Consider the following 15,026-nt stretch of genomic DNA (forward strand, 5'->3'; position numbering starts at 1 on the left):
AGGTCTGCGCGGGCCATGGCCCGCTTTGCTGTTGAACCTTCGCCGCACGGCGAAGGTTCCGACCTACCGTGCCGCCCCAGCTGCCATGATGCCTCCCGATGCCGCCTGCGAGCAGCCATCGGCATTTTTAGAAGCGCTTTTTCTTGCCCTTCGCCTTCGCGCCTGCGAGAAGGCGGGCATCATGATCGTTCTTGACGATATTTCGCTCCGTGTCGCGGGGCGCCTGCTCATTGACCACGCCTCGGCGGCCATTCCCGAGAACGCGCGCGTGGGCGTGGTCGGCCGCAACGGCACGGGCAAGACGACCCTCTTCAAGGCGCTGGTGGGCGAACTGGAGCTGGAGAGCGGCGTCGTGCGCCTGCCGAACCGCACCCGCATCGGCCGCGTGGCGCAGGAAGCCCCGTCCGGCCCCGACAGCCTGCTGGAGCGAGTGCTTGCCGCCGATACCGAGCGCGCCTCCCTGCTCGAGGAAAGCAAGACCGCCACCGACCCGCACCGGATCGCCGAGATCGAGATCCGCCTAGTGGATATCGACGCCCATTCGGCGCCCTCGCGGGCGGCGCGCATCCTCGCTGGCCTCGGCTTCGACGAGAGCGCGCAGGCCCGCCCCTGCTCGGAATTCTCCGGCGGCTGGCGCATGCGCGTCGCGCTCGCGGCGCTGCTGTTCACCGAGCCGGACCTGCTGCTGCTGGACGAGCCGACCAATTATCTCGATCTGGAAGGCACGCTGTGGCTTCAGGATTACCTCGCCAATTATCCGCGCACGGTCATCCTCATCAGCCATGACCGCGACCTGCTCGACACCAGCGTCGATCACATCCTGCATTTCTTCAACGGCAAGCTGACGCTCTATCGCGGCGGCTTCACTTCGTTCGACCGCCAGCGCCGGGAACGGCTGCTGCTGGACCAGAAGGCCCGCAAGAAGCAGGAAAGCCAACGCGCCCATATGGAAGCGTTCGTCGCCCGCTTCCGCGCCAAGGCCTCCAAGGCCAAGCAAGCCCAGTCGCGCATGAAGGCGCTGGCGAAGATGGAGCCGCTCGCCGCCGAGGTGGGCGAGACCCAGGCCGCCATCTCCATCCGCCATCCCGAGAAGCTGCTCTCCCCGCCGATCGTTGTGCTGGACCGGGTCGAGGTCGGCTATGTGGAAAACAAGCCGATCCTGCGCAATCTCGACCTGCGCATCGACGAGGACGACCGCATCGCCTTGCTCGGGCCCAATGGCAACGGCAAGTCCACCTTCGCCAAGCTACTGGCGGATCGCCTCGCGCCGCAAAAGGGCACGGTGGTGCGCGCCGACAAGCTGGAGGTCGCCTATCTCGCCCAGCACCAGCTGGACGAGCTGATCCCCGGCGACAGCGCGGCCCAGCACGTGCGCAAGCTGATGCCCGATGCCCCCGAGGCGAAGGTGCGCGCCCGCGCGGCTGAGATGGGGTTCTCCGGCGCGGCGGCCGACACCAAGGTGTCATCGCTTTCGGGTGGCGAGAAAGCGCGCCTGCTGCTCGGCCTCGCGGCCTTCAACGGGCCGCACATGCTGATCCTCGACGAGCCGACGAACCATCTGGACATCCAGGCCCGCGAGGCGTTGATCAACGCCATCAACGATTTTCCCGGCGCCGTGATCCTGGTGTCGCATGACCGGCATCTGCTGGAAGCGTGCGCCGAACGGCTCTGGGTGGTCGGCGGCGGCACGGTGAAGCCCTATGACGGGGATCTCGACCAATACCGCCGCGAGGTGCTGAGCAAATCCAACGGCCGCATGACCGGCGACGGCAAGAAGGAGCGCATCGACGGCGCCGCGGATCCTGAGGAGGGGGCCGATCTCGCCCCGCTGCGCAAGCGCCTCAAGGAGGTGGAGGCGCAGGTGGCGAAGCTCGAAAAGGATATCGCCGCCGTGGACAAGCGCCTGGCCGATCCCAAGATCGAGAAATTCCCCAATGACGCCGCCCGCCTGAACAAGCAGCGCGGCGATCTGGTGGACGCCTTGGCGCAGGCGGAAGAGGAATGGATCACCGTGAGCGCCGATCTGGAGGCGTTGGCGCTGGCGGCCGAATAAGCGGCGCCCGCGCCGGGCGCGGGCGCCGCCCGGTCATTCGGGCAGCACCGCTCCAGCCGCAACGCCCACGATGGCCCCTTCATTGGCCCGCAATGCGATTTCACCCGAGATCCGCTCGTCCTCGCGATCGCAGAAGGTGGAGAGCAGCACCTCCCCGGCGATCCCCGGCAAGGTCGCGACAAGCGGCTCCGGACCGACATTGAGCGCGACCAGGACCCGCTCCGTGCCCTCCAGCGTGCGCACATAGAGCAGCAGGTCGCCCTGCGCCGCCAGGGCGCGATAGTCACCCACCAGAAGCGCCGGATGGGCACGCCGCAGCGCGATCAGGCGCCGCACGAAGGTCAGCATGGAATGGCCGTTGCCGCGCTGGGCGGCGACATTCACCTCGGAAAAGTCCGCCGCCACGGGAAGCCAGGGCTCGACTTCCGAGAAGCCGGCGAAGGGGCTGTCATCCCATTGCATCGGCGTGCGCACGCCGTCGCGGCCAAGGCCGAGGCCGGGGACGTTCCTCTCATAGGGGTCCTGGATGCGCTCTGGGGGAATCGGCACGTTGGCCATGCCGATTTCATCGCCGTAATAGAGCGTGGGCGTGCCGCGCAGGGTCAGAAGCAGCATGGCAGCGACCCGCGCCTGATCCGGGCCGACACGGGTTGCGATGCGGGGGCGATCATGATTGCCCAGCACCCAATTGGGCCAGCCGCCCGGCGGCAAAGCGGCCTCATAGGTGGTGATGAGCCGGTCCAGCGCCCGGGCGTTCCAGGCCGTATCGAGCAGCGCGAAATTGAACGGCAGGTGCACGCCCTTCAGCTCCGCCCCGTAATAGGCGACCAGCCGCTCGACCGGCAGATAGATTTCCCCGATCAGCAGGCGCTCGGGAAATTCATCCACCACCGTCCGCAGGCCGGCGATGACATCCTGCACCTCGGAAAGGTCGGTGGTGCGCTGAGGCAGCAGGCGGGCATAGGGATTCATGCCGGCGGCGAACGCCGGGTTTTCCGGATTGTCGCGGAATTCCGCATCTTTCATGAGATGCCAGATCACATCGACCCGGAATCCGTCCACGCCCCGCCGCATCCAGGTGCGCATGACCTCGTGGATCGCCGCGACCACCTGAGGATTGCGCCAGTTGAGATCCGGCTGGCGATCGAGAAAGGCGTGGTAATAATATTGCCCGCTGGCCGCATCCAGGGTCCAAGCACTGCCGCCGAATTCGGAGAGCCAGTTGTTGGGCGGCCCGCCGTCGGGCGCCGGATCGCGCCAGATGTACCAGTCCCGCTTGGGATTATCCCGCGACGCGCGAGCCTGCCTGAACCAGGCATGCTGGTCGGAGGTGTGGTTGGGTACCAGATCCAGCAGCAGCTTCATGCCCCGCTCGTGCACCGCCGCCACCAGCCGGTCGAAATCCTCCAACGTCCCGAACAGCGGATCGATGCCCACATAGTCGCTGACGTCATAGCCGAAATCGGCCATCGGCGAGGGGAAGATGGGGGAAACCCAGATGGCATCGATACCGAGGTCGGCGAGATAATCGAGCCGGGAAAGGATGCCCGGTAAATCGCCGATGCCATCGCCCGACCCATCCTGAAAGGAGCGCGGATAGATCTGATAGATCACCCCTGTCTGCCACCAGGACGCCGGCGCCCGGTTCGCGCCAGTCTCGTTTTGCGCATCCATGGATGGTCCTTCCCCTCGCTTCGCGCGGCGCGTCCGAGCCATTGAAGCAGGCCGGCGCGACCGGCGCATTACGCATCGGCCCCGCTGCCGACTTCGACGTGATCGGCATAACGGAGGGGCGCCGCGCCGGTTCCGGCCTTCGCCTGCCGCCCTCTCCAATGGCCTGCAAAAGAAAGGGAACCGCCGCTCGCCTGGGGCGTTGCCCCCTGGAGAGCTCGGCCGGCGGTTTGCCCGGCGTTGAGTCGTTCCGTTCTCCCGCCCGCAGTGAAGAGCCCATGCTGATCCTCTCTGAACCGCGCGCAAGCCGTCAAAGTTCCGCCTCCTCCAGCCGGGTCCCCCGGCTCTATTTTACCGATCCGATGCGGCCAGCCGCCTTCGCAGACGCCTGCACGCACGCGGCGGCCCTGGGGTTTGACGCGCTTCTGCTGGCCTCCCCGTTCGCCACCGGCCGCGACCGCAGCGTCTTCCTCACCGCCGACCACGACCGGCTGAATGCGCGCTTCGAATTCGCCGGCGATGCGCTGGATGGTGCCGCCGCGTTGAGCGCGCAGGCGCGCGAACACGGCCTCGCGCTTTTCCTTGATCTGGTGGTGGACCGCATGGCCCCCGACGGCCTGCTCCCCGCCATGGAGCCCTCCTGGTTCCTGCCGCAGGATGCGGAACCGGCCATGCCGGACCCCCGCCGCCTGCCCGCACGGGAAGGCGCGCAAGTGAATTTCGCCGACGCCGGCGTTGCGTCCGCGGTGGGTGCCTTTTTCGCCGATCTGGTGGGCGCGCTGGTCGATGCCGGCATTTCGGGCTTTCGCTGCGACGCGCCCCAGCGGGTGCCGGTCGAGATCTGGCAGAAAATCATCGAGGCGGGGCGCGCAGCTGACGCCGACGCACGCTTTTATGCCTGGACGCCCGGCCTGACGCGCGTGCAGCTCGAAGCCCTGGTGCCGGCGGGCTTCGATGGCGGCTTCTCCTCTCTCGCGTGGTGGGATGTCCGCAAACCCTGGCTTGCGGAGGAGATGGCGCTGCTGCACCGCCTCGGCCCCGTCATCACCTTTCCCGAAGCGCCCTTCGCCCCGCGGCTCCAGCCGTACCCGGATGGCGGCGATCCAACCCGCGCCCACCGGCACCGGCTCGCGCTGGCGTCAACTCTCGGCGACGGCCTGCTGATACCGGCCGGCTTTGAATTCGGCGCGCGCGATCCGCTCGACCCCGCTGCCGCTGTCGCGACGGACCTCGCTCAATTGCGGCAGACCGCCCCCTTTGACCTTTCGGCGGCTGTGGTCGAGGCCAATGGCGCCATGGCGCGGCGCCACGTTCTTGGCGCCATGGGACCTTGGCGTATGATTTCACCGCCCGCCGCCCCCTTTGCCGCATTGCTGCGGGAGAGCGAGGACCGCGACGCGGCGGATCTCGTGATCGCCAACGCCAGCCTTCAGCGGGTGGCGCAGGTGAGCGGCGCCGCGCTGATGCCACGGACCGACGGATTTGCCCGGTTCGATGGGCCCGAGGGCGTACCTTTCGACAGCACCGCCAGCCTTCCCCTGCCCCCGGGCGGCGTGATCCACCTGTCCGGCCTGCGGCCCCAGGCCATTCTGCTGGAAGACCTGGGGCGCAAGGGCGCCCTCAATGCCGCGCGCGCCCAGCGCCTCGCCATCGAAGCGGTCAGCCCCGCCGTGGACGATGGCGCCTTCCCCATCCGGCGCGTTGTCGGCGAGCGTGTTTCCGTGGAAGCGGACGTGGTGACCGACGGGCACGACGTCACCGCTGTGGCCTTGCTGTGGCGGCCGGCGGACGACGCCAATTGGCGCGAAGTGCGCATGACGCCTCTCGGGAACGATCGGTATGGCGCCGATTTCGCGCTGGAGCGCCTCGGCCGTCATCTCTTCACCATCGAGGCCTGGCGCGACCCCTATGCGAGCTATCATCACGAGCTTTCAGCCAAGGTGAACGCGGGGCTCGACGTATCGCTGGAGATCGAGGAGGGCCGCGCGCTGGTGGCCGGCGCCTCGGCCACGGGTGAAGCGGGCGCACGCATCGCCGAACTTACGCGCGCCTTGGCGCAGGCCGATGGGCCGGCGGCGCGTGACCTGCTTCTGAGCCCGCAGACCCAGGAGATCCTCTCAGCCAGCGACGTGCGCCCGTTCGCGGTGCGCCATCCCCGGATGTTCCCGGTGGATGCCGAACGCGAGCGCGCGGCGTTCGCGGCCTGGTATGAGATCTTCCCCCGGTCCACCTCGGGCGATGCGAACCGACACGGCACGTTCGACGACGTGATGGCCGACCTGCCCCGCATCCGCGACATGGGCTTCGACGTGCTCTATTTCCCGCCGATCCATCCCATCGGCGCCAAGAACCGCAAGGGCCGGGACAACACCCTGACCCCCGCGCCGGACGATCCCGGAAGCCCCTATGCCATCGGCTCGCGCGAAGGCGGGCACGATGCGGTGCACCCGCAATTGGGCACGCTCAGCGACTTCCGGCGCATGCTGGCGGCGGCAAAGGACCACGGCCTGGAGATCGCGCTCGATTTCGCCGTCCAGTGCGCACCGGATCACCCCTGGCTCACCGAGCATCCCGGCTGGTTTGACTGGCGGCCAGACGGCAGCATCAAATATGCGGAAAATCCGCCGAAGAAATATCAGGACATCGTCAATGTCGACTTCTTCGCGAAGGATGCCGTGCCCGATTTGTGGCTGGCCTTGCGCGATGTGGTGCTGCACTGGATCGACCAGGGCGTGCGCTTGTTCCGCGTGGACAATCCGCACACCAAGCCCTTCGCCTTCTGGGAATGGCTGATCAGCGATATCCGCGGGCAGCATCCCGACGGGGTGTTCCTCGCCGAGGCGTTCACCCGGCCCAAGATCATGCACCGGCTGGCGAAGATCGGCTTTTCCCAATCCTATACCTACTTCACTTGGCGGAACACGAAGGCGGAATTGACCCAATACATGACGGAACTCGCCGCCCCGCCCGTGAGCGATTTTTACCGGCCGCATTTCTTCGTCAATACGCCCGACATCAATCCCTATTATCTCCAGACCTCGGGGCGCCCCGGCTTCCTCGTGCGCGCGGCGCTCGCCGCCACTCTGTCCGGGCTGTGGGGCATGTTCTCCGGCTTCGAATTGTGCGAGGCGGAGCCGGTTCCCGGCAAGGAGGAATACAAGTCCTCCGACAAATATGAAATTCGCGCCCGAAATTACGGTTCAGAGGGCGCGATAAGCGCCGAAATCACGCTTCTCAATCGCATTCGTCGGGAGAATCCGGCGTTGCGCACCCATCGCGACATCCTGTTCCTTAATGCCTGGAACGACCAGGTGCTGGCGTTCTCCAAATTCACGCCAGAGCGCGACAACCTCTTGGTGATCCTTGTGAATCTCGATCCGCATGCGGCCCAGGCCTGCGATTTCGAGATTCCTTTGTGGGAACTCGGCCTGCCGGATCACGCCACCGTCCATGTGGAAAATCTCATTCATGATCAATCTTTTAGCTGGACCGGCAAAATCCAGCACCAGCATCTCGATCTCGCCCTCCCGTTCGCCATCTACCGTCTCTCCGGGGAGGTCTGAATGAGCGAAACGGCCCCAAGCGCAAATCCTTATTGGTATAAGGACGCGGTTATCTATCAGGTCCATGTAAAATCATTCTTCGATTCTAACAATGATGGGATCGGCGATTTCCCCGGCTTGCTCTCCAAGCTAGATTATATTTCCGACTTGGGCGTGGATACGATCTGGCTTTTGCCATTTTATCCGTCTCCGCGCCGCGACGACGGCTATGATATCTCGCTTTACGAAGGCGTCTCGCCCGATTACGGCACCATGGAGGATGCGCGCCGCTTCATAGAGGCAGCCCATGCCCGTGGTATCCGCGTCATCACCGAACTCGTTATCAACCATACGTCGGACCAACACCCCTGGTTCCAAGCGGCCCGCGCGGCCCCAAAGGGATCGCCCGAGCGTAATTATTACGTATGGGCGGATGATGATCATGGATATTCCGGCACACGCATCATCTTCCTCGACACGGAAAAATCAAACTGGACTTACGATCCGGTCGCGGGCCAATATTTTTGGCACCGCTTTTATTCGCATCAACCCGATTTGAACTTCGACAATCCGGAAGTGTTAGAGCGGGTCTTGTCCGTCATGCGCTTCTGGCTGGACATGGGGGTCGACGGGCTGCGGCTCGATGCCGTGCCCTATCTCATCGAGCGCGAAGGCACGTCCAACGAAAATCTGGACGAGACCCATACCATTCTCAAGAAGATCCGCGCGCACCTCGATCAGAATTACACCGGGCGTATGCTGTTGGCCGAGGCCAATATGTGGCCTGAAGACACGCAGCAATATTTTGGATCGGAGGGAGACGAATGCCACATGGCTTTCCACTTCCCCCTGATGCCGCGCATGTACATGGCGATTGCCAAGGAAGACCGCTTTCCCATCACAGATATTCTACGCCAGACTCCGGCGATTCCGGAAAACTGCCAATGGGCGATTTTCCTGCGCAACCACGACGAACTGACGCTCGAAATGGTCACGGATTCCGAGCGAGACTATCTGTGGAGCGTATATGCCGCTGATCGCCGCGCCCGCATCAATCTGGGCATTCGCCGCCGTCTTGCGCCTTTGCTTGAGCGAGATCGTCGTCGAATTGAACTGATGAACGCCTTATTGTTCACCATGCCCGGAACGCCAGTGATTTACTATGGCGACGAGATCGGTATGGGCGACAATATTCATCTGGGCGACCGCGACGGCGTGCGGACCCCGATGCAATGGTCGCCGGACCGCAACGGCGGCTTCTCCCGCGCCGACCCGGAAAGCCTTGTACTGCCGCCCATTCAAGACCCGTTGTATGGTTATTATGCGCTGAATGTGGAAGCACAGCTGCGTGATCCGCACTCCTTGCTGAATTGGACGCGGCGCGTGTTGGCAATCCGCAAACGACATAGCGCGTTTGGCCGCGGCACCTTCCGCCTGCTTTATCCGGGGAACCGCAAGATCCTTGCCTATCTCCGGGAATACCAGGACGAAACCATATTGTGCGTCGCAAATCTGTCTCAGACCCTGCAGGCTGTAGAGCTGGACATCGTTGAATTCGAGCACCGCGTCCCCGTGGAGATGGTGGGTGGGACACCTTTTCCTCCCGTCGGTCGCCTGCCCTATCTGCTGACGCTACCGGCCTATGGCTTTTACGCTTTCTATCTTTCCAAGGAGATCGCCGAGCCCAGCTGGCATGCGCCGCCACCCGAGCAATTGCCGGAATTCATTACGCTGGTTCTGCGCTCAGGCCTGCCGGAAGTCGCGCGCGATCGCCACAAGGCGCTTCTGGAGAGCGAGGCTTTGCCCGCTTATATCGGCCGTCGCCGGTGGTTCGCCTCCAAGAATGAGAAGCTGGGGGCGGTCCATATCGCCTGGTCGCTCCCGCTGCCGGCCGGCGCTGACCGTTCGGAAGTGCTCCTCGCGGCCGTCGATGTCGAGGTGGGCGGGCGCACCGAGCAATACATGATGCCCCTGGCCATCGCCTGGGAAGACCAGCAGCCTGCCCCGCTCGTGATCCAGCTTGCGCTGTCGCGGGTGCGGCAGGGCCGGCGGGTCGGCTACCTGACCGACGCGCTGACGCTCGATGCCATGCCGCATGCGGTGATCGCCGCCCTTCGCAAGAGCGTCGCCCTGCCCATTCCGGATGGCGGAGACTTGCGCTTCGTGCCGACCTCCCGCTTGGCCACGACGGATATCCCGGCCGACACGCCGGTGCACCGCATCGCCGCGGAACAATCGAATTCGACCATCATCATCGAAGATCTTGCGGTGTTGAAAGTGGTGCGCCGGACCGTGTTCGGCATTCACCCGGAATCCGAGATGGTGCGCCACCTGACCGAGCAGGAATACGCGAACACCGCGCCATTGCTTGGTGAAGTCGTGCGTTTCGATGGCGAAAGCCGGCCCGCCGTGGTCGCGCTCTTGCTGGGCCACGTGCGTAATCAGGGCGATGGCTGGACTTGGATGGTCGAGCAACTGCGCCGCGCGCTCGGCGCAACCACCCCCGTCGACGAAGAAAAGGGCGCTGCATTCGATGAGCAGATCAACGGCTTGACGCCCTTTATCCGAGCCACGGGGCGCAGGCTGGCCGAACTGCATGCGGTGCTGGCGCGCCCGAGCAAAGACCCCGCGTTCGCGCCGACCATCGCTGAGGCGAAGGATGCGGCCGTCTGGGGTGAGGAGGTGAAGGCCGAACTATCTCGCGCCTTGGACGTTCTCGCGGCGCATGGCCCCTTCGAGAGCGCGGAAACAGAGGCACGCGCCCGCGCACTTGTGGACGCGCGCGCTGCGCTGTTGCGCACGGTGGACGCCCTCGCCGAGACCACTGTGGGAGCGCTGATGACGCGCATCCACGGCGATTTCCACCTCGGACAGATTCTGGTGTCCGGTGGCGACGCCTACATCATCGATTTTGAGGGCGAGCCGCGCCGCACCATCGCCGAACGCCGTGCCAAGGCCAGTCCATGGCGCGATGTGGCCGGGCTGATGCGCTCGCTGGATTATCTGCGAGCGGCCATCGATTCACCCGCAAGCGAAATTCGCGCGTGGGAAACGGCGACAGAGCGCCAGGCGCTGCTGGAGCGGTTTCGCAACCGCGCGGAACGCAGCTTCCTGAGCGGGTACACCGAGGGCGGCGGTCCGTATGCCAGCATCGACCGGCGTCTGCTTGATCTCTTCCTGCTGGAAAAGGCCGCCTACGAGGTCGCGTATGAAGCGGCCAACCGGCCGGCCTGGATCGACTTCGCGATACGCGGTCTGCACGACCTGGCCGTGCGGCTCGCCGGCGCGGCGGAAGTGGAACGCGAGTCAAGCCTGGAGGATGCCCATTGAACAGTCTCCCGCGCCCGCCTGGAGAGCCGCCCATGAGCATCGCCGATCGCACCGAAACCGACCTGCTGCTCGATCCCGGGGCGGTTTCGGCCCTGGTTGAGGGGCGCCATGGTGACCCGTTCGGCCTCCTTGGCCCCCATAGGGTGGAGCACGATTTCGTGCTGCGCACCTTCCAGCCCGGGGCGCGTGAAGTCGAGGCCCTGGATCCGGTCTCCGGCGCGCGCCTCGCAACCCTGGTGCGGATGCATCCCGCCGGATTTTTCGCCGGCAAGCTTGCGCCGACAAATGTGCGTCCGGGCGCCGTGGCGCCACGCTACCGTTTGCGGATCCGCTGGGATGACGGAAGCGTGCAGGAAAGCGAGGATCCCTATTCCTTCCCGCCCTTGCTCGGCGATCTCGACCTTTACCTGCTGGGTGAAGGGACGCATCACAACTTGTCCGAAATGCTGGGCGCCCACGTTGCGACCGTCGACGGCATAACCGGCGTGCGCTTCGCAGTATGGGGCCCCAACGCCCGGCGGGTCTCCGTCGTCGGCGACTTCAACCATTGGGACGGACGCCGCAATCCGATGCGGTTGCGTCATTCTGTTGGCGTCTGGGAGATTTTCATCCCGCGCATAGGCGCGGGCGTGCGGTACAAGTTCGAACTGCTGGGTGCGGACGGCAACCTGTTGCCGCTGAAGGCGGACCCGCTGGCCCGGGCGGCGGAGCTGGCGCCTGCCACCGCCTCAATCGTCGCCGATCCTGCTCCATTCCATTGGACCGATGCCCGCTGGATGGAAGAGCGTCGCGGTCGCCAGAGTGCACAGGCGCCGATCTCCATCTATGAGCTGCATCCCGGCTCTTGGATGCGCCACCTCGACGACGGGCGCAGTCTAAATTGGGAGGAGTTGGGCGATCGCCTCATTCCCTATGTCGTTGATATGGGCTTTTCCCACATCGAACTGATGCCGGTGATGGAGCATCCCTTTGGCGGCTCATGGGGATACCAGCCTTTGGGGCTGTTCGCGCCCACCGCACGCTTCGGCCCGCCGCATGCCTTCGCCCGCTTCGTGGATCGCTGCCACGCTGCCGGAATCGGCGTGCTGCTGGACTGGGTGCCCGCGCATTTTCCAAGCGACGCCCACGGCCTCGTGCAATTCGACGGCACAGCGCTCTATGAGCATGCCGACCCGCGCGAAGGGTTCCACCACGACTGGAACACGCTGATCTACAATTTCGGCCGCGCGGAAGTCTCCGGCTTCCTCATTGCGAGCGCACTGGAATGGCTGCGGCATTTCCACGTGGATGGACTGCGCGTGGATGCGGTCGCCTCCATGCTGTACCGCGATTATTCTCGAAAGCCCGGCGAATGGGTGCCAAACATCCATGGCGGGCGGGAAAATCTGGAGGCCGTCTCGTTCCTGCGGCGGCTGAACGATACGGTCCACGCCCAGGCCCCCGGCGCCATCATGGTGGCGGAGGAATCCACCGCCTGGCCAGGCGTGACGGCGCCGGTGGCGTTGGGCGGGCTCGGGTTCGATTTCAAATGGAACATGGGGTGGATGCACGACACCCTGCGCTACATCGGCCACGAACCGATCCACCGGCGCTACCATCATCACGACATGACGTTCGCGCTCGTCTACGCCTTCTCTGAGCGCTTCGTCCTGCCGATTTCCCATGATGAAGTGGTGCACGGCAAGGGCTCCCTGCTTGGGCGCATGCCCGGCGACACCTGGCAGCGCATGGCCAACCTGCGGGCCTATCTCGGGTTCATGTATGGCCACCCCGGCAAGAAGCTCCTGTTCATGGGGTGCGAATTCGCACAGCCGGGCGAGTGGAACCACGATGCGGAACTGCCCTGGCATCTCCTGGACGATCCGCTCCACCGCGGCGTGCAGAAGCTGGTGCGCGATCTGAACAGCCTCTATCGGAACGCCCCCGCCCTGCACGTTCGCGACACGACGCCGGATGGCTTCGCCTGGATCGTCGGCGACGACGTGGACAATTCGGTATTTGCCTTCTTTCGCTTTGCCGATGCGGGCGCGCCGGTGCTGGTGGTCGCGAACATGACGCCTGTGCCGCGCCATGGGTATCAGATCGGCGTGCCCCACGGCGGGCAATGGGAGGAAGTGCTGAACACCGACGCCACCGAATATGGCGGTTCCGGCATCGGCAACCTCGGCGCCGTCGCGGCGACTGGCGAGGAAAGCCACGGCCAGCCGTTTTCGGTCCGTCTCAGCCTTCCGCCCCTGGGCGCGCTGTTCCTGCGGCCGAAGGAAACGCCATGACGCTCCCGCCGCTTCCTGATCGTCTGGATGCGGGGCGGCCCTATCCCCTTGGCGCGGTCACGAACGGCCTGGGTACGAATTTCGCCCTCTTCTCCGCCAATGCGGAGAAGGTGGAGTTGTGTCTGTTCGAGCCCTCCGGCCGGCGCGAGGTGGCGCGCCTCGCGCTGCCGGAATGCACCGACGAGGTCTGGCACGGTTATTTGCCCGGTGCGTTCGAGGGGCTTGTTTACGGCTATCGCGTCCATGGGCCGTTCGACCCCGCGCGCGGGCACCGATTCAATCCCGCCAAGCTGCTGCTTGACCCCTATGCACGGCAGATTACCGGCCCATTGCGCTGGTCGGACACGCTGTTCGGCTATCGCATCCACGGTGGGCGCGCGGACCTTTCGCTAGACCGCCGCGACAGCGCCGCCGCCATGCCGAAAGCTGTGGTCGTGGGCGAGGCAACCGATTGGGGCGATGAGCGCGCGCCCAATGTGTCTTGGGAAGATACCGTCATATACGAGGGCCATGTGCGCGGCCTCTCCATGGGGCGCACCGACGTGCGCGCCCATGAACGCGGCACCTTCGCGGCCCTCACCCATCCCCGCTTCATCGAGCACCTGCAAAGGCTCGGCATCACCGCAATTGAACTCATGCCGGTGCATGCGTTCCTGCAGGACCGCTTTCTGCTCGAGCGCGGGCTCCGCAATTACTGGGGCTATTCCACCCTCGCCTTTTTTGCGCCGGAGCCGAGCTTCCTCTCCACCGGGTCGTTGCATGAGATGCGCGCCGCCATTCGCCGCCTGCATGCCGCTGGCATCGAGGTAATCCTCGACGTGGTCTATAACCACACCTGCGAGGGCAACGAGCTTGGTCCGACCCTCTCGTTTCGCGGCATCGACAATGCGAGCTACTACCGCCTCGTGCCGGGCGACGAGCGCTATTACATCAACGAGACCGGGTGCGGAAACACGGTCAACCTCTCCCATCCGCGTGTGCTGCAGATGGTCATGGATTCTTTGCGCTATTGGGCCACGGCGTTCCGCGTCGACGGCTTCCGCTTTGACCTTGGGGTGACACTGGGGCGCGAAGGCACGGGGTTCGACGTCGGCTCCGGCTTCTTCGACGCGGTGCGTCAGGATCCGGTGCTGGCGCGCTGCAAGCTGATCGCCGAACCCTGGGATCTCGGGCCGGACGGCTATCAGCTTGGCTGCATGCCGCCCGGATTTGCGGAATGGAACGACAGCTTCCGCGATGGGGTGCGCAGATTCTGGAAGCGCGAGCCGGGCCGGCGCGGCGATCTTGCGGCACGCCTCTCGGGCTCCGGCGACAAGTTCGACCGGCGTTTCCGCAAACCCTGGGCTTCCGTCAATTATGTGGCCTCCCACGACGGCTTCACCCTGGCGGATCTGGTTTCCTACGAACGCAAGCACAACGCGGCGAACGGCGAGGACGGCCGGGACGGACACGATGGCAACCACAGCGCCAATTGGGGCGTGGAGGGACCGACCGGCGACCCCTGGGTGCTGGAAACCCGGGCGCATGTGACACGGGCCATGCTGGCCACGGTGATGTTCGCCCAAGGCACGCCCATGTTGCTTGCCGGCGACGAATTTGGCCGCACGCAAAAGGGCAATAACAATGCCTATTGCCAGGATAACGACGTGTCCTGGATCGACTGGGAGCGCGCCCGCACGCCGGACGGCCGCGCGCTGACCGCCTTCTTTGCCCGTCTTGCGGAAGTGCGCCGCCGCTTCGCGATTCTGCGCGCGCCCCATTTTCTGCACGGGCACGTGGAACTGGCCCCCGGCCTTCGGGACATCGGCTGGTTCGACGAGAGCGGAGCCGAACTGCACGGCGATGCTTGGCACGCCGATGGCGGCCACACGCTCGCTTTGCGGCGCGCTGGGCTGGCGGCGGTGGTCGGTGATGTGCCACCGGGCCGGCTCGACGTGCTGCTCCTTCTGGTGAATGCGCAAGACCGCCCGGTCATGTTCCGCCTGCCTGCGCCTGCTGTGACGTGGCGCGTGCTTGTGGACAGCGCCGCCGGCCTCGTCTCCGAACAGCGCCCCATCGAACACGAGACGCTGGTTTCTGCTCTCAGCATTCGCCTGCTTGCCGCCCATCTGGACCCGCAGCCATGAGCCTGCCGAACCATTCCGCGCGGGCTCCCGC

At 65.2% G+C, this 15,026-nt stretch carries 6 protein-coding genes; 5 read left to right on the forward strand and 1 reads right to left on the reverse strand.

What is annotated here, in order from left to right:
- The first annotated feature begins 181 nt into the window (after positions 1 to 181).
- Positions 182 to 2,053 carry an ABC-F family ATP-binding cassette domain-containing protein gene (locus V5F68_RS13630; RefSeq protein WP_394013080.1) on the forward strand — a complete coding sequence of 624 codons (1,872 nt, stop codon included), beginning with the start codon at positions 182 to 184 and terminating at the stop codon, positions 2,051 to 2,053.
- A gap of 33 nt (positions 2,054 to 2,086) precedes the next feature.
- Here V5F68_RS13630 and V5F68_RS13635 read toward each other — a convergent pair whose 3' ends face one another.
- Entirely contained in the window at positions 2,087 to 3,727 is a 1,641-nt protein-coding gene (locus V5F68_RS13635; RefSeq protein ID WP_394013081.1) for an alpha-amylase family glycosyl hydrolase, read from the reverse strand.
- Positions 3,728 to 4,002: 275 nt separating this feature from the next.
- Between V5F68_RS13635 and V5F68_RS13640 the strand changes: the two genes are divergently transcribed.
- From V5F68_RS13640 to glgX, 4 genes are read left to right on the forward strand one after another with little or no spacing between them, the layout of a single operon-like run.
- Complete coding sequence (locus tag V5F68_RS13640) at positions 4,003 to 7,287, forward strand: maltotransferase domain-containing protein (RefSeq protein ID WP_394013082.1); 3,285 nt, start codon at positions 4,003 to 4,005, stop codon at positions 7,285 to 7,287.
- The gene (gene treS, locus V5F68_RS13645) at positions 7,288 to 10,596 is read left to right on the forward strand and encodes a maltose alpha-D-glucosyltransferase (protein WP_394013083.1); all 3,309 of its coding nucleotides are present in this window, start codon (positions 7,288 to 7,290) and stop codon (positions 10,594 to 10,596) included.
- Positions 10,597 to 10,628: 32 nt separating this feature from the next.
- Positions 10,629 to 12,869 (forward strand): 1,4-alpha-glucan branching protein GlgB, encoded by a 2,241-nt coding sequence (gene glgB, locus V5F68_RS13650; protein ID WP_394013084.1) that lies wholly within the window; start codon positions 10,629 to 10,631, stop codon positions 12,867 to 12,869.
- Positions 12,866 to 14,995 carry a glycogen debranching protein GlgX gene (glgX, locus tag V5F68_RS13655; protein WP_394013085.1) on the forward strand — a complete coding sequence of 710 codons (2,130 nt, stop codon included), beginning with the start codon at positions 12,866 to 12,868 and terminating at the stop codon, positions 14,993 to 14,995. Before glgB ends, glgX begins: the two co-directional genes overlap by 4 nt.
- Positions 14,996 to 15,026 lie beyond the last annotated feature (31 nt).

It is taken from the genome of Roseixanthobacter pseudopolyaromaticivorans (genome assembly GCF_043195145.2).
In the GTDB taxonomy this organism is placed as follows: domain Bacteria; phylum Pseudomonadota; class Alphaproteobacteria; order Rhizobiales; family Xanthobacteraceae; genus NCEH01.